The sequence below is a fragment of the Klebsiella sp. 141203 genome (assembly GCF_032601985.1).
Classification (GTDB): domain Bacteria; phylum Pseudomonadota; class Gammaproteobacteria; order Enterobacterales; family Enterobacteriaceae; genus Klebsiella; species Klebsiella aerogenes.
Window position 1 is genome coordinate 53908 of sequence record NZ_JAQIRL010000005.1, and the last position, 24912, is coordinate 78819.

Annotated in this window: 23 protein-coding genes; 6 read left to right on the plus strand and 17 right to left on the minus strand. The window is 60.6% G+C overall.

From position 1 onward, the window contains the following. Positions 1–15: 15 nt before the first annotated feature. From PGR29_RS19255 to PGR29_RS19310, 12 genes are all read right to left on the minus strand, one after another. Positions 16–2166 (minus strand): carbon starvation CstA family protein, encoded by a 2151-nt coding sequence (locus tag PGR29_RS19255; protein WP_045395482.1) that lies wholly within the window; start codon positions 2164–2166, stop codon positions 16–18. Positions 2167–2466: 300 nt separating this feature from the next. Further along, on the minus strand, positions 2467–2979 hold the full coding sequence (locus PGR29_RS19260) for a 4-hydroxyphenylacetate 3-monooxygenase reductase subunit (RefSeq protein ID WP_002887467.1): 513 nt from the start codon (positions 2977–2979) through the stop codon (positions 2467–2469). 19 nt (positions 2980–2998) lie between these two features. Next, the gene (gene hpaB, locus PGR29_RS19265; RefSeq protein WP_002887473.1) at positions 2999–4561 is read right to left on the minus strand and encodes a 4-hydroxyphenylacetate 3-monooxygenase, oxygenase component; all 1563 of its coding nucleotides are present in this window, start codon (positions 4559–4561) and stop codon (positions 2999–3001) included. 225 nt (positions 4562–4786) lie between these two features. Then, complete coding sequence (hpaA, locus tag PGR29_RS19270) at positions 4787–5677, minus strand: 4-hydroxyphenylacetate catabolism regulatory protein HpaA (protein WP_004182836.1); 891 nt, start codon at positions 5675–5677, stop codon at positions 4787–4789. 9 nt (positions 5678–5686) lie between these two features. Further along, the gene (hpaX, locus tag PGR29_RS19275; protein WP_316425137.1) at positions 5687–7045 is read right to left on the minus strand and encodes a 4-hydroxyphenylacetate permease; all 1359 of its coding nucleotides are present in this window, start codon (positions 7043–7045) and stop codon (positions 5687–5689) included. 21 nt (positions 7046–7066) lie between these two features. Next, entirely contained in the window at positions 7067–7864 is a 798-nt protein-coding gene (gene hpaI, locus PGR29_RS19280) for a 4-hydroxy-2-oxoheptanedioate aldolase (protein ID WP_271031603.1), read from the minus strand. A 10-nt stretch (positions 7865–7874) separates the two neighbouring features. Further along, positions 7875–8678, minus strand: a complete 804-nt coding sequence (gene hpaH / locus PGR29_RS19285; protein ID WP_002887487.1) for a 2-oxo-hept-4-ene-1,7-dioate hydratase — start codon at positions 8676–8678, stop codon at positions 7875–7877. 108 nt (positions 8679–8786) lie between these two features. Continuing rightward, a complete protein-coding gene (locus PGR29_RS19290) occupies positions 8787–9167 on the minus strand; it encodes a 5-carboxymethyl-2-hydroxymuconate Delta-isomerase (RefSeq protein ID WP_015368431.1) in 381 nt (126 codons plus the stop codon). A gap of 9 nt (positions 9168–9176) precedes the next feature. Continuing rightward, a complete protein-coding gene (gene hpaD, locus PGR29_RS19295; RefSeq protein WP_009485358.1) occupies positions 9177–10034 on the minus strand; it encodes a 3,4-dihydroxyphenylacetate 2,3-dioxygenase in 858 nt (285 codons plus the stop codon). Between the two features lies 1 nt (position 10035). After that, positions 10036–11502 carry a 5-carboxymethyl-2-hydroxymuconate semialdehyde dehydrogenase gene (gene hpaE, locus PGR29_RS19300; protein WP_009485357.1) on the minus strand — a complete coding sequence of 489 codons (1467 nt, stop codon included), beginning with the start codon at positions 11500–11502 and terminating at the stop codon, positions 10036–10038. Next, positions 11499–12263, minus strand: a complete 765-nt coding sequence (locus PGR29_RS19305) for a fumarylacetoacetate hydrolase family protein (RefSeq protein WP_316425139.1) — start codon at positions 12261–12263, stop codon at positions 11499–11501. Before PGR29_RS19305 ends, hpaE begins: the two co-directional genes overlap by 4 nt. Continuing rightward, a complete protein-coding gene (locus tag PGR29_RS19310; RefSeq protein ID WP_015704295.1) occupies positions 12260–12892 on the minus strand; it encodes a fumarylacetoacetate hydrolase family protein in 633 nt (210 codons plus the stop codon). Before PGR29_RS19310 ends, PGR29_RS19305 begins: the two co-directional genes overlap by 4 nt. Positions 12893–13179: 287 nt before the next feature. Between PGR29_RS19310 and hpaR the strand changes: the two genes are divergently transcribed. Continuing rightward, complete coding sequence (gene hpaR / locus PGR29_RS19315) at positions 13180–13620, plus strand: homoprotocatechuate degradation operon regulator HpaR (RefSeq protein WP_316425140.1); 441 nt, start codon at positions 13180–13182, stop codon at positions 13618–13620. A 3-nt stretch (positions 13621–13623) separates the two neighbouring features. Here the strand turns inward: hpaR and PGR29_RS19320 are convergent, their stop codons facing one another. From PGR29_RS19320 to PGR29_RS19335, 4 genes are read right to left on the minus strand one after another with little or no spacing between them, the layout of a single operon-like run. After that, positions 13624–14886, minus strand: coding sequence for an FAD/NAD(P)-binding oxidoreductase (locus PGR29_RS19320; RefSeq protein ID WP_316425141.1), 1263 nt, complete (start codon positions 14884–14886; stop codon positions 13624–13626). After that, on the minus strand, positions 14867–15130 hold the full coding sequence (locus PGR29_RS19325; RefSeq protein ID WP_316425142.1) for a (2Fe-2S)-binding protein: 264 nt from the start codon (positions 15128–15130) through the stop codon (positions 14867–14869). Before PGR29_RS19325 ends, PGR29_RS19320 begins: the two co-directional genes overlap by 20 nt. Next, positions 15127–16236, minus strand: coding sequence for an NAD(P)/FAD-dependent oxidoreductase (locus tag PGR29_RS19330; RefSeq protein WP_316425143.1), 1110 nt, complete (start codon positions 16234–16236; stop codon positions 15127–15129). The genes PGR29_RS19325 and PGR29_RS19330 overlap by 4 nt, the downstream gene beginning before the upstream one ends. Then, positions 16233–17180 (minus strand): 4-hydroxyproline epimerase, encoded by a 948-nt coding sequence (locus tag PGR29_RS19335; protein ID WP_316425144.1) that lies wholly within the window; start codon positions 17178–17180, stop codon positions 16233–16235. The genes PGR29_RS19330 and PGR29_RS19335 overlap by 4 nt, the downstream gene beginning before the upstream one ends. Positions 17181–17490: 310 nt before the next feature. On the opposite strand from PGR29_RS19335, the gene PGR29_RS19340 reads away from it, so the two are divergent. From PGR29_RS19340 to PGR29_RS19360, 5 genes are all read left to right on the plus strand, one after another. Continuing rightward, positions 17491–18315 carry an AraC family transcriptional regulator gene (locus PGR29_RS19340; RefSeq protein ID WP_023288209.1) on the plus strand — a complete coding sequence of 275 codons (825 nt, stop codon included), beginning with the start codon at positions 17491–17493 and terminating at the stop codon, positions 18313–18315. A 151-nt stretch (positions 18316–18466) separates the two neighbouring features. Further along, positions 18467–19387, plus strand: a complete 921-nt coding sequence (locus PGR29_RS19345) for a dihydrodipicolinate synthase family protein (RefSeq protein WP_008807565.1) — start codon at positions 18467–18469, stop codon at positions 19385–19387. Positions 19388–19401: 14 nt separating this feature from the next. Then, positions 19402–21006 carry an aldehyde dehydrogenase (NADP(+)) gene (locus PGR29_RS19350; RefSeq protein WP_316425145.1) on the plus strand — a complete coding sequence of 535 codons (1605 nt, stop codon included), beginning with the start codon at positions 19402–19404 and terminating at the stop codon, positions 21004–21006. Between the two features lie 15 nt (positions 21007–21021). Continuing rightward, positions 21022–22623, plus strand: a complete 1602-nt coding sequence (locus PGR29_RS19355) for an APC family permease (RefSeq protein WP_316425146.1) — start codon at positions 21022–21024, stop codon at positions 22621–22623. 11 nt (positions 22624–22634) lie between these two features. Further along, the gene (locus PGR29_RS19360; protein ID WP_316425147.1) at positions 22635–23651 is read left to right on the plus strand and encodes an Ldh family oxidoreductase; all 1017 of its coding nucleotides are present in this window, start codon (positions 22635–22637) and stop codon (positions 23649–23651) included. 30 nt (positions 23652–23681) lie between these two features. Here the strand turns inward: PGR29_RS19360 and PGR29_RS19365 are convergent, their stop codons facing one another. Then, positions 23682–24902 carry an amino acid deaminase gene (locus PGR29_RS19365; RefSeq protein WP_316425148.1) on the minus strand — a complete coding sequence of 407 codons (1221 nt, stop codon included), beginning with the start codon at positions 24900–24902 and terminating at the stop codon, positions 23682–23684. Positions 24903–24912 lie beyond the last annotated feature (10 nt).

Consider the following 24912-nt stretch of genomic DNA (forward strand, 5'->3'; position numbering starts at 1 on the left):
TATCCGGCATCAGGGTTAATGATGTGACGAGGTTTTCACGCCGCCTTCCGGTACTGGCACGTACGGAGTCTCTTTGTCGGTACGCACCTTATTGTTGCGGACATTGAGCCAGGTTTTGATGCCGTAAAAGATGATGCTGTACACCACCACCAGGAACAGGATGCTCAGGCCGGCGTTGGTGTAGTTGTTAACCACGATATGGTTCATGTTGGCGACCTGCTGCGCGGTCAGCTCGCCGCCGGCGGCAATCTTCTCTTTATACTGCTGAGCCATAAAGAAGAAGCCTTCCATCTGCGGGTTGGTGCTGAACAGTTTCAGACCCAGCGCCCAGGTTGTGCATAGCAGCAGCCACGCAGCCGGAATAACGGTGACCCAGATATATTTGGTGCGCTGCATTTTGATCAGCACCACCGTGCCGAGCACCAGCGCCACCGCGGCCAGCATCTGGTTAGAGATACCGAACAGCGGCCACAGGCTCTTCACCCCGCCTAGCGGGTCGACCACGCCCTGATACAGCAGGTAACCCCACAGGCCGACGCAGCCGGCGGTACCGATAATACCGGCGACCAGCGAGTCGGTTTTTTTCAGGAACGGCACGAAGTTACCCAACAGATCCTGCAGCATAAAGCGGCCTGCGCGGGTACCGGCATCCAGCGCGGTGAGGATAAACAGCGCTTCAAACAGAATACCGAAGTGGTACCAGAAGCCCATATCCGCCATCGGGATGATTTTGTGGAACACGTGAGCGATACCGACGGCCAGCGTCGGCGCGCCACCGGCGCGGTTCAGTACGGAAGGTTCGCCGATATCTTTCGCCGTCTGCAGGATCTGCTCAGGTGAAATCACGAAGCCCCAGGAACTGACGGTCGCCGCCGCGTGGACGGTCACTTCTTTCAGCTGTGCGGCGATCATCGCCGCGTTTTCACCGCCCATTTCATGCAGGTTCGGCATGACGATGCCAAGGCCTGCCGGCGGGGTGTTCATGGCGAAGTAGAGACCCGGTTCGATAATTGATGCTGCGACCAGCGCCATGATGGCGACGAACGACTCCATCAGCATCGCGCCGTAGCCGATAAAGCGGGCGTCGGTTTCGTTGGCCAGCAGCTTCGGCGTGGTGCCGGAGGCGATCAGCGCGTGGAAGCCGGAGACCGCGCCGCAGGCGATGGTGATAAACAGGAACGGGAACAGCGCGCCTTTCCACAGCGGGCCGGTACCATCAATGTACTGGGTCACTGCCGGCATTTTCAGGTCCGGGTTGAGGATAACGATCCCCAGCGCCAGGCCAACGATCACGCCGATTTTCAGGAAGGTGGCCAGATAGTCACGCGGCGCCAGAATCAGCCATACCGGCAGCAGCGCGGAGATAAACGCGTAGCCAATCAGAGTAAAGGTGATGGTGGTGTCTTTAAAGGTCAGCGCCGGGCCCCAGTACGGGTCGTGGGCAATGATGCCGCCAAACCAGATAGACGCCACCAGCAGCACGATACCGATAACCGAAACTTCGCCGACGCGGCCAGGGCGCAGGAAGCGCATATAAATACCCATAAACAGGGCGATAGGCACCGTCGAGCAGACGGTAAAGACGCCCCACGGGCTCTCCGCCAGCGCTTTCACTACGATGAGCGCCAGCACCGCGAGAATGATGATCATAATCAGGAAGCAGCCGAACAGGGCGATAGACCCTGGTACCGGCCCCATCTCCTGTTTAATCATCTCGCCCAGCGAAGCGCCGTTACGCCGCGAGGAGATAAACAGCACCATGAAGTCCTGTACCGCGCCCGCCAGCACCACGCCGGCCAGCAGCCAGAGGGTGCCCGGCAGATAGCCCATCTGCGCGGCTAGTACCGGGCCAACCAGCGGACCAGCGCCGGCAATAGCGGCGAAGTGGTGGCCGAACAGCACGTAGCGGTTGGTCGGCACGTAGTTCAGGCCATCGTTATTAATGACCGCCGGCGTCGCGCGCGTTGGGTCAAGCTTCATCACCTTCTGCGCGATGTACAGGCTGTAATAACGGTAGGCGACGAGGTACACGGAAACCGACGCGACGACGATCCACAGCGCACTGACGTGCTCACCGCGGCGCAACGCGACGACTGAGAGGCAAAATGCCCCGATGATTCCAAGAATCACCCAGGGTATGTGCTTGAGTAGTTTTTTGGTATCCATAGTAAAACCTGGCGTTAATTAGATTAATAATTGGCCGAAGCCGTCTGGTTTTGTGTTTGGGTTGGTGGAGGTATTGATTAGCTAGGCTAGCGTCGATCTTGCCAGAACTGCGCGCGCGTAAAGTTGGGTAAATGAGTGAGTGGTTGTATGGGGGGTTAAGCGGTCGCTAGCTGGGGTAAGCGGTTGGCTATGAAGTGAACAGGAGATAAATATGTGATTGAGATCACAGGGGATTGTGGCCGAGAAGATGGTCATGAAAGATAAGGCTCCTCCCCGGGCGGAGAGGAGCAGGCGAGGCCATTACACCGCGACTTCCATTTCCATCATCACCGGGTGGAAACGGCGTTTAAAGTAAATCAGGCCGTGCCCTTGCGGGCTCAGGGTAATATTGCGGATCTCCACCAGATACACCAGGTGGGTACCAATGGTTTGCACCTGGCTAATCTCGCCTTCGAGACTGGCCAGCGAACCCTTCAGCACCGGCTGCCCGAGCGCGCCCTGCTGCCAGCCGCTGAGGGCAAACCGCTCTTCCATCGTCACCCCGGTCATCCCGGCGAAATGACGGGCCATGATTTCCTGTTCGTGGTTCAGCACGTTGATGCACAACTTGCCGTTGCCCTGAAAGACCGGGTTCATCGCGCTGTTGGCGTTGATACAAACCATCACCGATGGCGGCGTATCCGTCACCGAGCAAACCGCCGTGGCGGTAATGCCGCAGCGGCCGGCTTCACCTGCGGTGGTGACAACGTTAACCGCCGCCGACAGGCTGGCCATGGCATCGCGAAAACGCAGGCGTTGTTCATCTAATTGCATTATGACCTCCCGCTGTGAATTACTTCAGCAGCTTATCCAACATGTTGATATCAGCGTTATTGTGCAGATGCGGCACCGTCCAGCCGTTCTGGTCGTACTCGGACAGGCAGCGGTCGACCATTGCCATCATTTTGTCCATATTGCCGGAGCTCTGCGCCTGACGCAGACACTGCAGGCGAATTTCATCCTGGCTACCGGAGTAGTTGATTTCATACAGTTCATGACGGCCGCCGAATTCGCTGCCGATGGCGTCCCACATCAGTTTGAGGATCTTGATACGTTCAACGTGATCCATACCGTTGGAGCCGCGCACGTATTTCGCCAGATACTGGTCGATCTGCGGGTTGTTCAGATCGCGGGCGCTGGACGGCAGATAAATCAGGCCGCTGGTGACGTTACGCTCGATGATGTTCTTGATCTTGGCGTAGGCCATCGGCGCCATCACGCGGTAGGTCTGCAGCGCGGCGTGATCCGGCAGCCATGCGCCGTTGACCCACGGCGTCGCTTCCGAGCACATGGAATCGCTTAACGCCCAGAACATGTTGCGCCACGCCACCACTTCTCCGAGGTCGGCCTGTACGCCGCGGAATTCGAGGGTGCCGGTACATTCCAGAGAACGCTTCAGCAGGGCAGTGATAAAGTCCAGTTTTACCGCCAGACGCACGCAGGCCTGCAGCGGGTACATGCGGGCGAAACCCCCTTCCATCGTCCAGCGGCGGCAGCGGTCAAAGTCGCGATAAATCAGCACGTTCTCCCATGGGATCAGCACTTTATCCATTACCAGAATCGCGTCATTCTCGTCGAAACGGCTGGAAAGCGGATAGTCGTACGGGGATCCGGTCGCACCGGCGACCATTTCATAGGAGGCGCGGGAGATAAGCTTGACGCCTTCGGCATCCATCGGCGCGACGAACATCAGCGCGAAGTCCGGGTTCTCGCCCATCACCTGTGCGGAGCCGAAACCGATCATGTTGTAGTGGGTCAGCGCCGAGTTGGTGGCGACCACTTTCGCGCCGCTGACGATGATCCCGGCATCGGTCTCTTTTTCCAGCTTGATGTAGACATCCTTCACTTCATCAGCCGGCTTGTGGCGGTCGATCGGCGGGTTGACGATAGCGTGGTTAAAGTACAGGCCGGTTTCCTGAATGCGGGTGTACCAGTTGCGGGCGTTCTGCTCGAACTGGCCGTAAAACGCCGGGTTGGCGCCCAGCGCGCAGCCGAAGGCGGCTTTATAGTCCGGGGTGCGGCCCATCCAGCCGTAGCTTAAGCGCGACCACTCGGCGATGGCGTCGCGCTGCTGGCGCAGGTCGTCGGCGCTTTTCGCCACGCGGAAGAATTTATGGGTGTAGCCGCCGCTACCGGTATCGGTGCCCCAGCACAGGGAATCCTGCATCTCCGGTTTGTGCAGCGCATCGTACAGCTGAGCGACAGAAGCCGCGGCATTACGGAAAGCCGGGTGCGTAGTGACATCCTTCACGCGCTCGCCGTAGATATAAATTTCGCGGCCATCCTGCAGGCTTTTTAAATACTCTTCGCCAGTTAACGGGCGCTTCGCGTCGGCGCGGAAATCTTCAGGTTTCATAGGGGCCTCTTCAGTATTTATCGGAATAATAATGTTAAATATATGTTTTGTTTTTGTTGTTTAATTGAAGCGGTTATTGCGCTTGTCGTGAAGGGACGTTTGCGACAACGGCGGGTACTTTTCAGGCGGGAGTAAATTTTGTGATCTCTGCAGCTTTTGGCGGGTGGCGCGGCGCTAACTGGCCCTATGGACCGTAGCCCCGGCAAGCGCAGCGCCACCGGGGAATTACGACACCGGTACTTTTTGCGCCCGGTAGCTGCTGGGCGAGCAGCCGACCTGGCGGCTAAAAAAGCGCGCAAAATAAGCGGGATCTTTAAACCCCAACTGCCAGGCTATCTCATTGACCGCGCTATCGGAAAACAGCAGCAGCCGCTTAGCCTCGCGTAGCTGGCGGTCGAATATCAGCCGCTTCGGCGGGCGGTTGGCGAAGCGGCGGCAGATGTCGGTCAACCGCGATTCGGTCAGATGCAGTTCGTTGGCGTAATCCGGTACCGTCCAGTGCTGATGAAAGTGGCTGTCGATCATCTGGTTAAAGCGCTGGAATAATTTCAGCTCGCCGCGCATGCCGCTGGCGGCATGATCGTCGAGCCTGGCGTTGCGCAGCAGCAGGGTAAATACCGCCTGCGCCAGCAGCGCCAGGGTATGCTCGCGCCCCGGCAGCTGGGCGGTGGATTCACGGCGAATCAGCTGCCAGTAGTGCGCCAGCGCCGCCAGCTCGTCAGGTTTATCCGCCAGCGACAGGCAGATCCCCGGCAGGCCGAAGGTCTCCCGCGTGCCGGGATAAAGCACCTCCAGCAGCGGCCAGATGAGTTCTTCGTGCACCGTCAACACGTGACCATCGCTATCGGACTCGGTAATAAAGGCGTGCGGCACCGAAGGCGGCGTTATCACAAACAGCGGCGCCTGCACCGAATAGCGGTGGTCATCAAGCTGTAGCTCAATCTGTCCGGTATCAAGAAAGTGCATCTGAAAATAACGGTCGTGGCGATGCGCCTGCATGTCGCGGCCAAAAAAGGCCGCCATGCGGGCAAACGACTGATAGTGCACCTCTTCGGTGCCCAGACTCTCGTCGTAATCTTTATTGATGTCGATGTTGGCGATTGAATGCTGGCACATACCCGCTCCTTAGTGGCCTTTTTGCGCCGCTAAGCCCGGCGCGGCGGCGGCGTCCTCGCGCAGGCTCATCGGAATGCGGGTGAGCACCAGCGCGCCGACGATCAGCAGCCCGGCGACAAACCACAGCCCGGAGCTAAAGCTGCCGGTGGTATCGCGCAAAATGCCGATCAAAAGCGGGCTGACGGCAGAGCCGACGTTGCCGATGGCGTTGATCACCGCCAGCGCCACCGCGCGCGACTGCAGGCTGATCACCCGATCCGGGGTGGTCCAGAAAATGGCCATCGCGGTAAAAGATCCCACCGAAGCCATAATAATGCCGATTAGTTGGATCAGGCTGTGGTGCGTTGCCGAAGCCAGCAGCCAACCCGCCGCGGCGAACAGGTAGGGCAGGATGGTATGCATCTTGCGCTCTTTGCGCCGGTCGGAGCGGCGGCTCCACCAGATCATGCCGAAAATGGTGCAGAACTGCGGGATCGCCGCCAGCAGGCCAATCATGATGTTGCTACTGCCGGTGTTGAAGCTCTGCAGGATCTGCGGCGTCCAGATATTAATGGCGCTGAGGGTATTGGTCAGGCAGAAGTAGGCGAGGGTATACATCAGCACCGCTGGCGTCAGTACTTCGCGCAGCGTGGAACGCGGCGAAGCCGGGACGATCGCCGCATGTTCCCGTTCGCGATCGATCATCGCCTTCAGCGCCTGTTTCTCTTCATTATCCAGCCAGTTGGCTTTATCCGGCGTGTCGTTGAGGAAGAACCAGGTGACGACGCCGAGCACCACCGACGGCAGGCCTTCCAGCAGAAACAGCCACTGCCAGCCCTTCAGGTTCCACAGGCCGTCGAGCGCCAGAATATAGCCGGAAAGTATCGAGCCGAGCATCATGGTCACCGGCATGGCGATCATAAACAGGGCGTTGGCGCGGGCGCGATGGTAGGCCGGGAACCACCAGGTCAGATAGACGAGGATCCCCGGCAGAAAACCGGCCTCGGCGATACCGACCAGCATGCGCAGGATGTATAGCGTATGCGGGCTGGTGGCGAACATGGTACAGGTCGAGGCGATCCCCCAGACCACCATGATCCCGGCAATCCAGCGGCGCGCGCCGACTTTCGCCAGCATGATATTGCTGGGGATCCCGCACAGCACGTAGGTGACGTAGAACAGCGTCGCCGCCAGGCCGAACATGGTGGAGGTCAGCCCGAGATCTTTGCCCATCGTCAGGCCGGCGAAGCCGATATTAATTCGATCCAAAAATGAGAAAACAAAGAGAACAAACAGGAAGGTAATCAGGCGGCGGAACAGCTTTTTGATCACCCGGTTTTCTACTTCAATGGCTTTATTATCATTGTGTTGCAGGGTAGAGGTAGTCATGTTGCGCTCCACATTATCCGTTCAATAGACGGATTTATTGTTATCGGTTGTGGTGGTTGCGGTGTGGGTAAAACGGGCCGCCAGCGCTTCTGCGCCGCGGGCCAGCAGGGTGGTATCGACGCCGACGGCGACGAACAGCGCGCCCAGTTCAAGATAGCGTTTCGCCAGCTGTTCATTGGCCATCAGGATCCCCGGCGCCTTACCGGCCTGACGGATTTGCTGGATGGCATCTTCAATGGCGGCCTGCACTTCCGGGTGTTGTGGGTTGCCGCCGTAGCCCATATCAGCGCTCAGATCCGCCGGGCCGATAAACACGCCATCCACCCCTTCGACATCGAGGATCTGCGGCAAATTTTTCAGCGCTTCGCGGGTCTCAATCTGTACCAGTACGCACATGGCGTCATTGGCCTGGTGGATATAATCAGGGACGCGATTCCAGCGCGAGGCGCGGGCCAACGCGCTGCCGACACCGCGGATGCCGGCAGGCGGGTAGCGGGTGGCTTTTACCGCCAGCCGCGCCTCGTCGGCATTCTGCACCATCGGCACCAGCAGGGTTTGCGCGCCGACATCCAGCAGCTGTTTGATTTGTACCGGATCGTTCCACGACGGACGCACCACCGGCTGGCTGGGGTAGGGCGCAATGGCCTGAAGCTGGGTCAGCACCGTTTGTACATTGTTGGGCGCGTGTTCGCCGTCGATCAGCAGCCAGTCGAAGCCCGCGCCGGCCAGCAGTTCGGCGCTGTAGCTGCTGCACAGCCCAAGCCACAGGCCGATTTGCGGACGCCCGGCCTTGAGCGCCTCTTTAAATGCGTTGTTCATGTTGCTCTCCTCAAACAAAGCGGCAGCTGATGGCGCCCATGTTGCCGTAGTCGACGTGGAAGGTATCGCCCTTGCGCGCCGGGACCGGGCGGGTGAAGGAGCCGCCGAGGATGATTTGCCCGGCCTCGAGCTGGACATCGTACGGCGCCAGTTTGTTGGCCAGCCAGGCCACGCCGTTGGCTGGATGATTGAGCACGCCCGCGGCGACGCCGGTCTCTTCAATCACGCCGTTGCGATACAGCAGGGCGGAGATCCAGCGCAGGTCGAGCTCATCTGGTTTAATCGGCCGGCCGCCGAGGATCACCCCGGCGTTGGCGGCGTTGTCGGAGATGGTGTCGAACACTTTGCGCGGGCGCTGGGTTTCCGGGTCGATGTTGTGGCAACGCGCGTCGATAAGTTCCAGCGCCGGGATAACGTAGTCGGTGGCGTTGTAAACATCAAACAGCGTGCAGTTCGGGCCGCGCAGCGGTTTGGCCAGCACGAAGGCCAGCTCGACTTCAATACGCGGCACGATAAAGCGGTCGGTGGGAATATCGCTGCCGTCGTGAAAGAACATATCGTCGAGCAGCGCGCCGTAGTCCGGTTCGCTGATCTGCGAACTGGCCTGCATCGCTTTAGAGGTCAGGCCAATCTTATGACCTTTGAGCACGCGGCCTTCGGCGATCTTCATTTCGACCCACTCGCGCTGGACGGCGTAGGCGTCCTCAATGGTGATCGACGGATAATCCAGCGAGATCGCGCGGATCTGTTCACGCTGTTTTTCGGCCTGGTTCAGCCGCTGGGCAATCAGGGTTCGGGTCTGTTTATCGAGCATAGTGATTCCTGTGGCATTGTATTGCCGGATGGCGCTTCGCTTATCCGGCCTACAAATTCATGGCCGTTGTAGGCCCGGTAAGCGCAGCGCCACCGGGCAATTTGCACGTTATTTAAATAACGCGTGCACGTTGTTCTGTTTGTAGTTCAGCGTCGGGTCGAGCTCTTCCATGGCGAACGACAGTGCCAGATAGCGGCTCTCCATCAGCGCGGCAAAGTGGGCTTTGATCAGCGCGAAAAGCATTTCGCCCACCTCCTGGCGGCTCTCAAGGCTGCGCCCGGCGCCGATCTTCAGGGTCATATGCACGAAGGCGTAATCATGCTTGCCGTCGGCCATCTGCCAGGTATCGAGCCAGTGGGCGCGGCTACGAATGCCGCCAATCGGAAAGATGCCGGTGGCGGCCAGCGCCTCGTTGACTTTGGCGAACAGGCCCGGTAAATCAGCCTGTTCGCGGATATTGTCGCTACACTCGGCGATAAAATGCGGCATATGGCCTCCTTACGCCTGCGCCGGCAGCGGGAACACGGCGTTCACCTGGCCGGTACCGGAACTGGCGAATAGCTCGGTGATAAACTCCACCTTGCCGTCGTATTTATCCCAACCCAGCAGGCCGAGCAGCATCACCGTGTCGTGCATGTTGCCTTCGCCGTAGCAGTAGTCGGCGTACTCCGGCAGCATGGTGCAGAACTCTTTGAATTTGCCTTCGCGCCACAGCTTCACCACGCGCTCATCCATCTGATGGTCAAACTCGCGGGTATAGCTGTTCATCCCCTCTTCGGCGCGCTGGTCGTCGATAAAGCGATGCGACAGCGAACCGCTGGCCAGCACCGCCACGGTGCCGTCATATTTGTCGATGGCCTTGAGAATGGCCTCGCCCAGCTTGCGGCTGTCGGCAAAATCGTGAACGGTACAGAAGGCGGAAATGGACACCACTTTGAAATGCTTATCGCTATTCATGTAGCGCATCGGCACCAGGGTGCCGTATTCCAGCTTCAGGCTCGGAATATTGTGCGCTTTGGCGCGTACGCCAAGCTTGACGGCCTCGTCGGCAATCAGGTGACCCAGTTCCGGGTTGCCGTCGTAGTCGTAGGTCATGTCGCGAATAAAATGCGGCAGTTCGTTACTGGTGTAGACGCCCTGGAAATGGTCGGCACAGTTGATGTGGTAGGCGCTGTTGACCAGCCAGTGGGTGTCGAACACGATAATGGTATCGACGCCCATTTCACGGCAGCGCTTGCCAATTTCTTTATGTCCGTCGATCGCGCCCTGACGGCAGCCGTGGTTTTTCCCCGGTAGCTCAGACAGATACATCGACGGCACGTGAGTGATTTTTGCTGCTAACGCTAACTTACCCATATCAGACTCCCCATTTCGGGATCGGATGGTCGCCCATCGAGATGCAGACGTTTTTCATTTCGGCGAACACTTCAAAGCTGTACTCGCCGCCTTCGCGGCCGGTGCCGGAGGCCTTCACGCCGCCGAACGGCTGACGCAGGTCGCGCACGTTCTGGGTGTTGACGAACACCATTCCGGCTTCAATACCGCGCGCCAGACGCAGCACTTTGCTGACGTCCTGGGTCCAGATGTACGACGCCAGGCCGTACTCCACATCGTTAGCCAGGCGCAGCCCTTCCGCTTCGTCTTTGAACGGCAGCAGGCAGGCGACCGGGCCAAAAATCTCTTCCTGGGCGACGCGCATGCGGTTGTCGACATCCGCCAGTACCGTCGGGCGCAGGAAGTTGCCGGATTTCAGATGCGCCGGCAGGTCGGACGGTTTATCCGCGCCGCCGGCCAGCAGGGTGGCGCCCTCTTCGATGCCGAGGCGAATGTAGCCGGACACTTTTTCCCAGTGCTGCTTGCTAATCAGCGCGCCGACCTGGGTATTCGGATCGGTCGGATCGCCTACGCGCAGGCGGTTGGCGCGCTCGGCGAAGCGCTTGACGAACTCCGGATAAATACTCTGCTGAATGAAAATGCGCGAACCGGCGGTGCAGCGTTCGCCGTTGATCGAGAAGATAGTGAACAGCGCGGCGTCGAGCGCGCGCTCAATATCGGCGTCTTCAAAAATCAGCACCGGCGATTTTCCGCCGAGCTCCATGGAGTACTTTTTCAGGCCGGCGTTCTTCATGATGTTGCGCCCGGTGGCGGTGCCGCCGGTGAAGGAGACGGCGCGCACATCATGATGGCGTACCAGCGCGTCGCCAGCGGTGGCGCCATAGCCCTGCACCACGTTGAGCACGCCTGCCGGGATCCCGGCCTCCAGCGCCAGCTCGCCCAGACGATCGGCGGTCAGCGGCGACAGTTCGGACATTTTCAGCACCGCGGTATTCCCCAGCGCCAGGCACGGCGCCACCTTCCAGGTGGCGGTCATAAACGGCACGTTCCACGGCGACACCAGTGCGCAGACGCCAACCGGCTGCACGAGGGTGTAGTTAAGCATCTTGTCGTCGACCGGATAGGTCTTGCCGTTCATCTGCTGGCACACTTCGGCGAAAAATTCGAAGTTATGCGACGCCCGCGGGATCAGCACGTTTTTGGTCTGGTGGATCGGCAGGCCGGTATCGGCGGTTTCCATCGCCGCGATCTCCGGGACGTTCTGATCGATCAGATCCCCCAGGCGGCGCATCAGGCGCGCGCGCTCTTTCATCGGCAGGTTAGCCCACTTCGGGAAGGCCTCTTTCGCCGCCGCTACCGCCTGGTTGATTTCGGCTTCACCGCCGGAGGCGACTTCAGCCAGTACCTCGCCGGTGGCCGGGTTGGTGGTATGAAAATAGTCTGCGCCGGCAACGTTTTTACCGTTGATCCAATGGTTAATCTTTTTCATGACAGTGTCTCCTCATACGCTTGCTGGCTGATGATATGGTTGACCAGGCGGCCCACGCCCTCGACTTCAACGATCACCTCGTCGCCCGGCACCACATCGGATAGCCCTTTCGGCGTGCCGGTGGCGATCATGTCGCCCGGTTGCAGGGTCATAAATTCGCTTAAATAAGCGATGAGGAACGGGATGCTGAAGATCAGATCGGCGGTGGTGCCCTGCTGGCGCAGTTCGCCGTTGACCCAGGTGCGCAGGGCCAGATTATGCGGGGCCGGGATCGCCTCTTTGGCGACGATCCACGGGCCGATCGGCGTCAGGGTATCGCGGCTTTTCACCCGCAGGTTCGGGCGGTAGTAGTTTTCCAGATAGTCGCGGATCGCGTAGTCGTTGCACACGGTATAGCCAGCGACATAATCCATAGCCTCGGCTTCGCTGACGCGGCGCGCGGTTTTCCCGATCACCACCACCAGTTCGGCTTCGTAGTGCATGTATTCGACGTTATCCGGGCGTACCGACTGCTGCTGGTGGCCAATAAAGGTGTTCGGCGCTTTGATGAACACCAAAGGTTCGGTTGGCGGTTTAAACTCCAGCTCGCTGGCGTGATCGGCGTAATTCAGCCCCAGAGCGAACAGCGTGCCGTCGGCGGGCGGCAGCCAGCGGAATTCGCCTTCTTTCAATACCGTGCCATCGGGCAGGCGCACCTGGTCGCGTTCATCGACCAGCACGTCGCGTACCTGTCCTTGCCATTCAATGCGTGCCTGTTTCATGCCAGCTCTCCTTCTGCGACAACCGGGTTTTCTAGCGCCGGGAAACCGTCGGCGAGAATACGTACGCGGTCGCCGGGGCGCAGCGTAACGCGAGAGTGGGGTGTGCCGATAAGGATCGCGTCGCCGGGATTGAGGGTGGCGAATTCGCTCAAGGCGCTAAGCAGCTGTGCGGCGTTACGCTGCAGATCGCCGGTATGCCAGCTATCCGCCTCGCGGCCGTTGATTTCGGTGATGATGGTCAGGTTATCGACGTTGCGCACCGCCGACAGCGCGCCGATGGGGCAGAAGCCATCGCGGCATTTGGCTTTGATCGCCGGGCGATAAAAACTCTCTTCCGGCAGGCTAACGTCGTTAGCCAGCGCGTAGCCGGCGATATAGTGCGCCGCCTCTTCCGCCGCCACTTTACGCGCGGTTTTGCCGACAATCAGCGCCACCGTCGCGCCGCTTTGTACGGTCTCGCCCTGCGGATGGGGAATGGCTTCGCCATCGCCAATCACGGTATTACGGGGTTTGATGAACCAGACCGCGGTTTTCGGCGGCGTCTTGTAGGGGGCCTGTTGAAACGCTTCGCGCCAGGCGTCGAGCTGGCTGCGATGATTGAGCGCAACGGCGAAGATGGTACCTTTCATTCACCACTCCTCTGGTACTGATTATCGATTCGAAGGAATTTCATTAATATGTTAATGATCATCTTTTATTCTTTGCGCGCCGGTTTGGCAAATAGAAGTGAATGTTTTGTGATCTGATTAACACAATATTTACATATTTTTTATTTATTTATTATTTATCATATAGATACATTTATTTTTAATGACGGCTGGTACTTTTCAGGTGCAGAAACCGGTTGTACATGGCAGGATTAGGGCTAATTATTAAATTGTTAATAAGTTTTGGTGAGCGTTGTTGAGGGGATACCATGCATGATTCATTAACCATTGCGCTGCTGCAGGCGCGGGAAGCGGCGATGGCCCATTTCCGGCCGATCGTCAAACGCCACAACCTGACCGAACAGCAGTGGCGTATTGTGCGTATCCTTGCGGAAAACCCATCGATGGATTTTCACGACCTGGCCTGGCGTGCTTGTATTCTGCGCCCCAGTCTGACCGGGATTCTGACGCGCATGGAGCGCGACGGTTTAGTGCTGCGCTTAAAACCGGTCAACGATCAGCGCAAGCTCTACCTGTCGCTGACGCCCGCAGGGCTGGCGCTGTATGAGAGCGCCCAGGCGCAGGTGGAAGAGGCCTACCGGCAGATAGAAGCGCAGTTTACGGCGGAGAAGATGCGCCAGTTGACCACGCTGCTGGAGGAGTTTATTGCGCTTGGCGTCCCTGCCGTGCGCGGTGATGAAGAAGAGTAGCGGTTAAGGCTCGGCGCTCGGCCGGGCGAGGGCAATAAGCGTTTCCGCGCGGGCGGGGGCCAGCGGTTCTCTTGGCTGCGGTAGCGGCCAGCCGTACAACCAGCGGGCGCTGGCGGCGCAGGTGCGCCCCTGACAGGCGCCCATTCCGCAGCGCAGGCTAAGTTTGGCCTGCGGCCAGCCTCCGGCGGCGTCAACGTCGCCGCAGCGTACATCTTCGCATCGGCACAGCAGGCTTTCCGGCGTCGCGGCGTTTTTCAAGGACTCCCTCAGCCGGAAGGTACGGTTGATTGCTTCGGCGAAGCGCTGCCAGCGGGCGCGACGGGCAAAAATCGCCTGCGCTTGATGGCTGGCCCCGGCGGCGGCAAAACCGGCGATTTCGCCCTCCAACAGCGCCAGCTCGCTGCCGCCGAAACCGGTGCACTCGCCGGCGGCGTAGATATCCGCGATGCTGGTCTGCTGCCAGCGGTTAACCTGTATCGCCTCCTGCGCCGTGGCGCAGCCGAACAGCAGCGCCGTCTCGATATTGGGTATCAGCCCGTAGCCGATAGCCAGCCGATCGCAGGCGATAGTCCGCTCGACGCCGCGCTGGCGTAACGTAATCGCTTCAAGCCGCGTTGTGCCGTGAGCGCGGATCGCCTGCGCGTTGCTGAGATAGCCTTTCGGGGCCAGCGTCGCTAACTGGCGCAGCTTCTGCGGCCAGCGCCACAGCCCGCTGGCGAAGCGCAGCAGCGCCGGGAGCGGCGCTTGCTCAATGATATTCGTCACTTCGCCTCCGGCCTTGTTCACCGTATCCGCCACCGCCAGCAGTAGCGGACCGCTGCCGGCAATCACCACTTTTTCACCCTTCAGTGACAGACCCTGTTTGATTTGCGCCTGCAGGCCGCCCGCGCCGGTCACGCCGGGTAAGGTCCAGCCGGGAAAGGGCAGCGACAGCTCGCGCGCGCCGCAGCAGAGGATCAGTTTCTGCCAGTGAACCACGCCGCCGCCGTCGGCGGTTTCAAACAGCATGCTGTGCGCGGAGGGGCGGGCAATCAGCCGCGCGCCGTTCACCACCAGGATGGCGGCAGATGCGGCGATGGCGTCACGGTAGCGCCGGGCCAGGTCGGGTAGCGTCGCCTGCGGACCGGCACGCCAGATTTGCCCGCCAGGGGCGGGGTTATCGTCGAGGATGATGACCTGTTTATCGCAGGCGGCGGCGGAGAGCGCGGCCGCCATCCCTGCGGGGCCGGCGCCGAGGATTAAAATGTCACAGCGCAGCGTGTTCATCGCGGCTCCTTTCTATTTGCATATCGGCCCGGCACAAGGTCTGGCAGGCCAGCACCCGTAGGCCATCGACGGTGACCCGGCACTCCTGGCAGACGCCCATGCCGCAAAACGGCGCGCGGAGGTCGCCGTTAACCGCCTGGCGGGTGGTGGGGTCGCCGGTCAACGCCAGCGCCGCCGCCACGCTGATCCCTTCCGGCACCGTCAGCGCTTCGCCATCAACGATGATAGTGAGCGTGGCATTCATGCGATCGCCTCCTGTTGAGCTAAACGAGCCGGGAGCCAGGCGTCGGGAGCCAATGGGCTGCGTTCATCGAGGATCTGCGCCGCCAGCAGTTCTGCCGTGCCTGGGGCGGTGGTGACGCCAAGCCCTTCATGGCCCAGCGCTAACCATACGCCATGGCGGGTGGGGTGTGGGCCGATCAGCGGATTACCATCCGGCGAGGCGGCGCGCAGGCCGCTCCAGCAGCGGATGATATTCAATGTCGCCAGCGCCGGTACGAAATGGCGGGCGCGATCGAGCATCTGCGCCAGCAGGGGCAGATCCAACTCGCGCTCGCGGTTATCAAACTGACGCGAAGAGCCAATCAGCAGCTGGCCGGTCGGTCGCGGCTGAAGATTAAACGCCACCGAGGTGCCGCCGCCGTGGGCGCTGGCGCCGTAACCCAGCTCAACCAGCTGGTGATGCACCCGCGGCCCGTAGCGATCGGTAATCGCCAGTTGGCCTTTTTTCGGTCTCAGCCAGTTTTCCGCTAACAGCACATTGGCTTCAAGGCCGCAGGCCACCACGATCGCCCGCGCCTGTAGCCGTTGGCCGCTGGCGAGCAGCACCTGCGGCTCTTCAATCGTCTGTGCGCTATCGCGCAGGCAGGTGAGATGGTCTCCGGCATCGGCTATCAGCCAGCGGGCGACGTTCGGCGCGTAGACGATACCATCGCCTGGCACCCATAGCCCGCCGGCCAGCCCGCCGCGAAGCAGCGGCTCGCGCCCGGCGATCTGCTGCGGGGTCTGGAGTTCGCTGTGGACCTGATAGCCAGCCAGCCGCCGCTGTTTGTCGTCAGCCACGGCCATCTCTTCTTCGCTTTCCGCCAGCCACAGCGTGCCGCAACCGCGCCAGGCGCAATTGTTGGGCATCCGCGGCGTGATAGCGCGCCAGCGTTCCAGCGACCACGCCGACAAGGTAAGCTCGGCGGGGTCGTCATCCATGCACACCAGATGGCCCATACCGGCCGCCGTGGCGCCGGGCTGACCGTTATCGATGAGCGTCACGCTCTGCCCCCGCTTCGCCAGCTGCCACGCGCAGGCGGCGCCGATGATCCCGGCGCCGATCACGATGACATCACACTGCTTCACGGCGCGATCCCCCAGCAGAAGGGATCGTCAGGGTTGAGGATCAATTGGTTATCGCCGCACACCCAGGCTTCGCCGCGGATCGTTGGGATGATGCCTTCAGCGGTACGCTGGTAGCTGGCGGTAAACTGGCTGCCGATGATGCTGGCCTGACGCCAAATTTCCCCCGGCTGCAGCTTGCCATCCTGCGCCAGACAGGCCAGCTTGGCGCTGGTGCCGGTACCGCATGGCGAGCGATCCCAGGCCTTTCCCGGACAGAGCACGAAGCTGCGGCTGTCGGCGGTATCGTCATCGGCGAACAGCTCGATATGGTCGATAACGCCGCCGTCGCCGCCGCGGATCCCCGCCTTCTCCAATCCCTCGCGCACCGCCCAGGCGTAGTCGGTGAGCTGTGGAATACGTTCGGGGGTAATGGCGAATGGATGGTCGTTAATCAGGAAAAACCAGTTACCGCCCCAGGCAATATCGCCGATGACGGGACCCAGCGCGGTCTCAACGCGGATCTGTTTTTTCCAGCGGCGGGCCGGGACGTTTTGCACCGATACGCTGCCATCGTCGTGCAACGTAGCGCTTACGTCGCCGACCGGCGTTTCAATCAGATGTACGCCGGGTTGGATACGTCCAAGCCAGGCCAGCGAGGCGATAAGCCCGATGGTGCCGTGGCCGCACATATTCAGAAAACCGGCGTTGTTGAAGAAAATCACGCCAGCGGTAGCCGCTGCCGAGACCGGTTTGCACAGCAGCGCGCCGACCAGTACGTCATTGCCGCGCGGTTCGAGAATGGCCGCCTGACGCCAATGGTCGAAGTCGCGGGCGAAGCGGTCGCGGCGTTCCGCCATGCTACCGCCGCCGAGATCGGGGAAGCCGTCAACGATCAGGCGGGTCGGTTCGCCGCCGGTGTGTGAATCAATAGCTCTCAGCGTAATAGGGGGGCGTGGCGCGGTCATCAGGCTCTCCGGAAGTTAACAACATGTTTCATCATGCTGGCGCAACCTTTCCCGACCTGCTTGAGCGCTTTCGTCAGAGAAAATGACGAAATCTGCATAGTACTGAGCGCGGTATATTTCTATTCCACATAGTTATTTCTTATTAATCATTTGCTTAATGCTGTGGTAAACCGAAAGTGACCATTGCGCCAGTGGCTAAATCAGGGGAAGGCGTAAAGCGGATCCAGGATCGCAAATCCAGCGCTTGACGCTTGTGGTGTTAACTAAAAGTGAATAAATATCCTTCGGTCACTTACCATGAGGAGGCCTTATGATCGGTGTTTCTGATGCGGCGCCGCCGCGCGCGGTTAACCAACCTGAGCTGGCCGTCGATGAGCTAAGCCAGATCTGCGAAGGGCTGGCGCGCCAGCGGCCGGAAAATATGCCGGCGCTGCTGAATGCGCTGGCGCTGATTGCGCCCCTGCTCAATGCCATCCCTAATGTGGTCTTTTTTATCAAAGATCGCCAGGCGCGCTATCTGCTGGCGAACCTGACGCTGGCCCGCCGCTGTGGTTTCAAAAGCGTCTCCTCGCTGCTGGGCAAAACCTCCGCCGATGTCTTTCCTTCCGCGCTGGGCCAGGGTTACACCGAGCAGGATCTTCGGGTGTTGCGGGAAGGCGTGACCCTGCGCGATCAGCTGGAAATGCATCTCTACAATGGCCGCGAGCGCGGCTGGTGCCTGACGCAGAAATTGGCGCTACGCGATATCAGCGGCCAGGTGATCGGCATGGCCGGGATCTCGCACGATCTGCAGGAGGCCCACGCCCGCCATCCGGCATGGCAGCGGCTGGCGATCGTCGACGATCATATTCGCCGCCACTATCACCGGCCGATCGCCATGGAAGAGTTAACCGCCTTAAGCGGAATGTCGATTGCGCAGATCGAACGCTACTGCAAGCGGATCTTTCATCTCACCCCGCGGCAGATGATCCACAAAGTGCGGCTGGAAAAAGCCACCGAACTGCTGGCCGGCGATACGCCGATTACCGATATCGCCTTGCAGTGCGGGTATACCGATCACAGCGCATTCAGCCGCCAGTTCAAGGCCATGACCGGCTCGACGCCGCGTGATTTTCGCCTCACGCTGCTCGGATAAACGCTGGCTCACACTTTTGTCGACTGTGCTAATTTCGTCATCGTATTGAGGGAAAACCGACAAGCCGCCGGTTCCGCGACACGTCAATCTGTCAGTGAATATTCACCATTCATTCACTTTGACTTAACAAAACGACGACAAGGAACCGAGCATGAGCAAAAAAGCGATTCACTGGAGTGGCGTATTCCCGGCGGTCAGCACGCAGTTTCGTAGCGATTACTCCCTCGATTTAGACGCTACTCACGCGGTGATGAAAAACCTGGTTAAAGACGGCGTTTCCGGGCTGGTGGTGTGCGGCAGCGTAGGTGAAAACACCTCGCTGAGCACCGATGAAAAACTGCAGATTATCGAGGTGGCGAAGGATGCCGCCGGCGGCAAAATTCCGGTCATCGCCGGGGTGGCCGAGTTCACCACCGCCTTTGCCCAGAAAATGGCGAAAGAGGCGGAGCGCGTCGGCGTCGACGGGATCATGGTGATGCCGGCGCTGGTCTACTCCTCAAAACCGCATGAAACCGCGGCCCACTTCCGCAGCGTGGCGAGCGCTACCGACCTGCCGATTATGGTCTACAACAACCCGCCGATTTACAAAAACGACGTGACGCCGGACATTCTCGCCACCCTGACCGACTGCGACAATATCGTCTGCTTTAAAGACTCCTCCGGCGATACCCGCCGCTTTATCGACCTGCGTAACACCGTTGGCGACCGCTTCGTGCTGTTTGCCGGGCTGGATGACGTGGTGGTGGAAAGCATCGCCGTCGGCGCGGAAGGCTGGATCTCCGGGATGTCCAACGCCTTCCCGCGTGAAGGGGAAACGCTGTTCCGCCTGGCGCGCCAGCAGCGTTACGAAGAGGCGATGGCGCTGTACCGCTGGTTCATGCCGCTGCTGCATCTCGATGCGCGTCCGGATCTGGTGCAGTGCATCAAGCTGTGTGAAGAGTTGCTGGGTCGCGGTAGCGCCATCACCCGTCCGCCGCGTCTGGCGCTGGAAGGCGAAACGCGCCAGCAGGTGGTGGCGATCGTTGAACAGGCGCTGGCGACTCGTCCGACGCTGCCGGATGTCGGCCTCTGAGCTCAGGAGTCAATATGAATGCATCTCAAACCACGGCGGGACGGCAGTTTATTGCCGGACGCCGTATTGCCAGCGGTGAGGCGACGCTATTGAGCCTGCGGGCGGTGGACGGCGAAGCCACCGGCCACCGCTTTTATCCGGCTTCACGCGAGGAAGCCGCTCAGGCCGCAGAAGCCGCGCAGCAGGCCTTTGCCGTCTATTCACAAACCACGCCGAAGCAGCGGGCGCGCTTTCTCAACGCCATTGCTGATGAACTGGATGCGCTGGGCGAGGCGTTTTTTGCTATCGCCGGGCAGGAGACCGCGCTACCACTGGCGCGGCTGCAGGGAGAACGGGCGCGCACCAGCGGCCAGCTGCGGATGTTTGCTGGCGTGATCCAGCGCGGCGATACCTTCGCCGCCCGTATTGATACCGCCTTAGCCGATCGCCAGCCGCTGCCGCGCCCGGATCTGCGACAGTATCAGCAGGCGTTAGGACCGGTGGCGGTGTTCGGCGCCAGCAACTTTCCGTTGGCCTTTTCCACCGCCGGCGGCGATACCGCTTCGGCGCTGGCGGCTGGCTGCCCTGTGGTGGTGAAGGCCCATCCGGGCCATATGGCCACCGCCGAGCTGACTGCTGAAGCGATCGTCCGGGCGGTAGTGCGGTGCGGTTTACCCGGCGGCGTATTCAATATGATTTTCGGGACCGATATCGGCGCCGAATTAGTCCGCCATCCGGCGATTCAGGCCGTTGGCTTTACCGGTTCTCTGGCTGGTGGTAAGGCGCTGTATCAGCTGGCGCAGCAGCGCCCGCAGCCAATCCCGCTGTTTGCTGAAATGTCGGCGATTAACCCATTGATTATTCTGCCACAGGCGCTGCAGACGCGGGCAGAGGCGCTGGCGAACGAGCTGGTGGCGTCATTCACCCTCGGCGGCGGCCAGTTCTGTACCCGTCCGGGGCTGATTCTGGCGCTGCGCGGCGCCGGGCTGGAACGCTTTAAGTCAGCGCTGTGCGAGGCGGTAGCGGGCTCTTCGCCGCAGGTGTTGCTCAATGCGCCGACCCTTCAGCACTACCGCCAGGGCGTGGCGGCGCTTGCGGCGCACCCGCGTATCGAGAAGCTGGCGAGCGGCATCGCCGCCGGCGCCGGGCAGGCGCAAACCCTGCTGTGGCAGGCTCAGGTCGAGGATCTGCTGGCGCAGGATACGCTGCTGCAGACCGAAGTTTTCGGCCCGCTATCGCTACTGGTGGAAGTGGACGACGTGGCCCAACTGCAGGCGGTGGTGAAAGCGCTGCAGGGGCAGCTTACCGCGACGCTGCATGCTGAGGCGGATGATGGCCCGCTGGCAGCGAGCCTGCTACCGCTGCTTTGCGAAAAGGCCGGACGGGTGCTGTTTAACGGTTATCCCACCGGCGTGGAAGTGTGCGATGCGATGGTCCACGGCGGCCCGTGGCCGGCGACCACCGACGCCCGCGGGACTTCGGTCGGCAGCCGGGCGATTGAGCGCTTTCTGCGCCCGGTCTGTCTGCAGAACGCGCCAGCCGCCCTGTTACCGCCGGCGCTGCAGGATGCGAACCCTTTGAACCTGCTGCGCCTGGTCAACGGCCAGTGGACCCGGGAAGCGATTTCCTCCTCTCATTGACGCAAGGGCATCACCATGACCATTCACTCTACGCATAACAGTCAAACCCGCGTTGCAGAGTCGGGTAAGTTTAAAAAACAGTTGACCCTAACCGATCTCACCTTTATCGGCCTGGGGGCGATTTTCGGCTCCGGATGGTTATTCGCCGCCAGCCACGTCGCATCCATCGCCGGTCCGGCCGGGATCGCGTCGTGGGTGATCGGCGGCTTTGCGGTATTGCTACTGGGGATTGTGTACTGCGAGCTGGGGGCGGCGCTGCCGCGCGCCGGCGGCATTATTCGCTACCCGGTCTTTTCCCATGGTGAGCTGATGGGCTATCTGCTGGGATTCATCACCCTGATCGCGTTCTCCAGCCTGATTTCGATTGAAATTGTCGCCGCCCGGCAATATGCCGCCGCCTGGTTTCCGGCGCTGACCCAACCGGGCTCCAGTTCGCCGACGCTGCTGGGGTGGGTGGTGCAGTTCTTGCTACTCTGTTTCTTCTTTGCGCTTAACTACTACAGCGTTAAGACCTTCGCCCGATCGAACAACTTCATCAGCGTGCTCAAGTTCCTGGTGCCGCTGCTGGTGGTGGTGACGTTGTTCACCTTCTTTAAACCGGAGAATCTGCACGCTCAGGGTATTGCGCCATTTGGCATGTCCGGGGTGGAAGCGGCGATCAGCGCGGGCGGAATTATCTTCGCTTATCTGGGATTGACGCCGATTATCTCGGTAGCCAGCGAAGTACAAAAGCCGCAGCGGACTATCCCTATTGCGTTGATTTTATCAGTGGTGCTGTCGACGATTATCTACGTGCTGCTGCAGCTGGCGTTCCTTGGCAGTATCCCCACCGAGATGCTGAACGGCGGTTGGGCCGAGGTGAGCAAACAGTTCTCGCTACCGTATCGCGATATCGCTATTACCCTCGGCATGGGCTGGCTGGCCTTTATGGTGATAAGCGATGCGATCATCTCCCCGAGCGGCACCGGCAATATCTATATGAACGCGACGCCGCGGGTGATCTACGGCTGGGCGAAGGCGGGTACCTTCTTTAAAGCCTTTACCCATATTGATAAAGAGTCCGGTATTCCGCGCCCGGCGCTATGGCTGACTTTTGGACTGTCGATTTTCTGGACGCTGCCGTTCCCCTCCTGGGAACAGCTCATTAGCGTGGTGTCGGCTGCCCTGGTGCTGAGCTACGCCATCGCCCCGGTGACTGCCGCCGGGCTGCGCCGCAACGCGCCGGATCTACCGCGGCCGTTCCGCGTGCGCGCCTTCGGCATCATCGGCCCGATATCGTTTATGATCTCGGCGCTGATTGTTTACTGGTCCGGCTGGAATACGCTCTCGTGGTTACTGGGGCTGCAAATCGTGATGTTTGTCGTCTACGTGATGTGCAAAGGTAAGGTGCCGGAACATACCGTGAGCCTGGCGCAGCAGGTTAAGTCTTCGCTGTGGCTGATCGTTTTTTATGCGTTGATTATCCTCTTTTCCTGGCTGGGCAGCTTCGGCGGGCTTAATGTCATCGGTCACCCCTGGGATACGGTGCTGGTGGCGGCGATGTCGTTGGGGATTTACTACTGGGGGGCGCGCAGCTGCCTGCCGCAGGCTAACTTTAGCGGAGATGAAGAAGAGTAAAGGAGAACAGTATGGAATCGGTAACTCTATCGTTACCTGAAGCTTATGACCTGGCGCTGGAGGTACTCAGCGCCAATGGATTTAGCGCCGACCACGCGGCGGCCATTGCACGTAATGTGGCCGCCGGGGAGCGCGACGGCTGCGCTTCCCACGGCCTGTGGCGGCTGTTGGGCATTGTCGATACCTTGCGTAAAGGTAAGGTATCGCCTGATGCCGAGCCGCAAATCCACGATCAGGCGCCGGCGATTGCGCGGGCGGACGCCGGCGGCGCTTTTTCGCTGCTGGCCTACGAGCGCGCGCTGCCGTTACTGCTGGAGAAGGCGCGGCACAGCGGCATTGCGGCGTTGGCGATTAACCGCTGCGTCCATTTTTCCGCGCTGTTTGCCGATATTGAGCCGTTGACCGAGGCAGGGCTGGTGGGGCTGGCCTGTACGCCAAGCCACGCCTGGGTAGCCCCGGCGGGCGGCACGCGTCCGCTGTTCGGCACCAACCCTATCGCTTTTGGCTGGCCGCGGCGGGATAAGCCGCCGTTTATTGTTGATATGGCGACCAGCGCCGCGGCGCGAGGCGAGATCCAACTGCATCAGCGCGCCGGTAAAGCGCTACCGCAAGGGTGGGGAATCGACAGTCAGGGACAGCCAACGACCGATGCAGCGGAGGTGCTGAACGGCGCGATGTTAACCTTTGGTGGACATAAGGGCTCGGCGCTGGCGGCAATGGTCGAGCTGCTGGCTGGGCCGCTTATCGGCGATATGACCAGCGCCGAATCGCTGGCGTGGGATAACGGCGCGGGCGGTCTCCCCTACGGCGGCGAGCTTATTCTGGCGCTGGATCCGCAGCGCTTTCTCGGCGCGCAGGCACCAGAGCAGCTGGCGCGCGCCGAAACGTTGTTCAATGCGATGCAGGATCAGGGGGCGCGGCTGCCGGGCGAGCGGCGTTTCGCCTGCCGCCAGCAGAGTGAGCGGCAGGGGGTCGCCATCAGCCGTTCATTGCATGATGAGATTTGCGCCTTGCGCCAGGGTGGGTAAGGCGCGAAGCGCCGCTACCCGGGATGCCTGTCAAAATAGCGTGTCGAGCTCGTCCAGCACGTTGTAGTCGTCATCGACCAGCAGCAACGTCTTCCACTTATCAAAGGTCAGACACGGGTGCGAGGTGCCGAACAGCAGAATATCGCCGACCTGCACATCGCTGCCAGGCGCCAGGCGCAGTATGCAGTGTTGATCCATGATGCCGATACTGACGATCGACTCCGCGCGCAGCGCTAACTCCTGGCCGTTACGATAATGGGCGATCGGCTGCGGCAGCCCGGCGTCGAAAGCGCAGTCGCGCTTGCCGAAGTTTACCACCGCGCGATCCGCCTCCGGCACCGATTGCACCATCGCCATCAGCTCCAGCGCTGAAGTGAGATCGCCGGCGAGATCGCAGGCAATCGGATCGCGGGCGATCAGCTCTTGTTGTGCGAGATCGTAGATCCCGCGATCGTGGGTGATATAACAGCCAGGGCGGATGACGATACGGCAGCGGCGCGGTTTTGCCGCCGCCAGCCAGATGTTGCACACCACGTCATACCAGACGGTGCCCGCGCCGGTGAGAATAAATTCGCCGTCAACCAGCGGCTCCATGCGGCAGGCAAGCGCCGCGGCCTGCTGTAATAGCGCTTCCACCTGCGGCTGCGGATCGTCGCCGTGCAGCACCCCTTCATACAATTCCAGCCCGCGTAGCCGTAACCCCGGCAGGTCGCTTACCCGCTGCGCCAGCGCTAGCGCGTCATCGACGCTACGACAGCCGCAGCGCCCGCCCGGCACGCCAAGTTCAATCAGCACATCCAGCGTTTGTCCTTGGGCGGCGAAAAACGCGGAAAGGGCGCGCACGTTGGCCTCGCTATCGACGCAGCAGATAAAATCCACTGCCCGATAGTGGGCTTTTAGCTGCGCGACCACCTGCATATTGGCCTTGCCGACCAGCTGATTGACCATCAGGACGCGTTGGATGCCGCTGGCCATCGCCGCGCTGGCCTGCCAGGCGCTGCCCACGCCGATCCCCCACGCTCCCGCTCGCTGCTGCGCCTGAAATATCCATGGCGTCATTGTCGTTTTACCATGCGGCGCCAGCGACACGCCGCGGGCGTCGGCATAGCGCTGCATCCATGAAATATTGTTTTCCAGCGCCGACTTTTTTAACAGCGCGGCGGGCAGACAGACCTCTTCCGCCAGCAGATTAGCCGGCGCGGACATGAGGGCGGATTTGTGCGGGATGAGCGGTGCTGAATGGTATTTCATAACACTATCC

Excerpts from the sequence above, each read along its gene's own strand:
- PGR29_RS19365 (WP_316425148.1), bottom strand. The coding sequence starts at position 24,902 with ATGAAATACCATTCAGCACCGCTCATCCCGCACAAATCCGCCCTCATG.
- PGR29_RS19350 (WP_316425145.1), top strand. The coding sequence starts at position 19,402 with ATGAATGCATCTCAAACCACGGCGGGACGGCAGTTTATTGCCGGACGC.
- PGR29_RS19325 (WP_316425142.1), bottom strand. The coding sequence starts at position 15,130 with ATGAATGCCACGCTCACTATCATCGTTGATGGCGAAGCGCTGACGGTG.
- PGR29_RS19355 (WP_316425146.1), top strand. The coding sequence starts at position 21,022 with ATGACCATTCACTCTACGCATAACAGTCAAACCCGCGTTGCAGAGTCG.
- PGR29_RS19320 (WP_316425141.1), bottom strand. The coding sequence starts at position 14,886 with ATGAACACGCTGCGCTGTGACATTTTAATCCTCGGCGCCGGCCCCGCA.
- hpaX (WP_316425137.1), bottom strand. The coding sequence starts at position 7,045 with ATGACTACCTCTACCCTGCAACACAATGATAATAAAGCCATTGAAGTA.
- PGR29_RS19345 (WP_008807565.1), top strand. The coding sequence starts at position 18,467 with ATGAGCAAAAAAGCGATTCACTGGAGTGGCGTATTCCCGGCGGTCAGC.
- PGR29_RS19335 (WP_316425144.1), bottom strand. The coding sequence starts at position 17,180 with ATGACCGCGCCACGCCCCCCTATTACGCTGAGAGCTATTGATTCACAC.
- PGR29_RS19310 (WP_015704295.1), bottom strand. The coding sequence starts at position 12,892 with ATGAAAGGTACCATCTTCGCCGTTGCGCTCAATCATCGCAGCCAGCTC.
- hpaA (WP_004182836.1), bottom strand. The coding sequence starts at position 5,677 with ATGTGCCAGCATTCAATCGCCAACATCGACATCAATAAAGATTACGAC.
- hpaR (WP_316425140.1), top strand. The coding sequence starts at position 13,180 with ATGCATGATTCATTAACCATTGCGCTGCTGCAGGCGCGGGAAGCGGCG.
- hpaE (WP_009485357.1), bottom strand. The coding sequence starts at position 11,502 with ATGAAAAAGATTAACCATTGGATCAACGGTAAAAACGTTGCCGGCGCA.
- hpaD (WP_009485358.1), bottom strand. The coding sequence starts at position 10,034 with ATGGGTAAGTTAGCGTTAGCAGCAAAAATCACTCACGTGCCGTCGATG.
- PGR29_RS19340 (WP_023288209.1), top strand. The coding sequence starts at position 17,491 with ATGATCGGTGTTTCTGATGCGGCGCCGCCGCGCGCGGTTAACCAACCT.
- hpaH (WP_002887487.1), bottom strand. The coding sequence starts at position 8,678 with ATGCTCGATAAACAGACCCGAACCCTGATTGCCCAGCGGCTGAACCAG.
- hpaI (WP_271031603.1), bottom strand. The coding sequence starts at position 7,864 with ATGAACAACGCATTTAAAGAGGCGCTCAAGGCCGGGCGTCCGCAAATC.
- PGR29_RS19255 (WP_045395482.1), bottom strand. The coding sequence starts at position 2,166 with ATGGATACCAAAAAACTACTCAAGCACATACCCTGGGTGATTCTTGGA.
- PGR29_RS19260 (WP_002887467.1), bottom strand. The coding sequence starts at position 2,979 with ATGCAATTAGATGAACAACGCCTGCGTTTTCGCGATGCCATGGCCAGC.
- hpaB (WP_002887473.1), bottom strand. The coding sequence starts at position 4,561 with ATGAAACCTGAAGATTTCCGCGCCGACGCGAAGCGCCCGTTAACTGGC.
- PGR29_RS19290 (WP_015368431.1), bottom strand. The coding sequence starts at position 9,167 with ATGCCGCATTTTATCGCCGAGTGTAGCGACAATATCCGCGAACAGGCT.
- PGR29_RS19360 (WP_316425147.1), top strand. The coding sequence starts at position 22,635 with ATGGAATCGGTAACTCTATCGTTACCTGAAGCTTATGACCTGGCGCTG.
- PGR29_RS19305 (WP_316425139.1), bottom strand. The coding sequence starts at position 12,263 with ATGAAACAGGCACGCATTGAATGGCAAGGACAGGTACGCGACGTGCTG.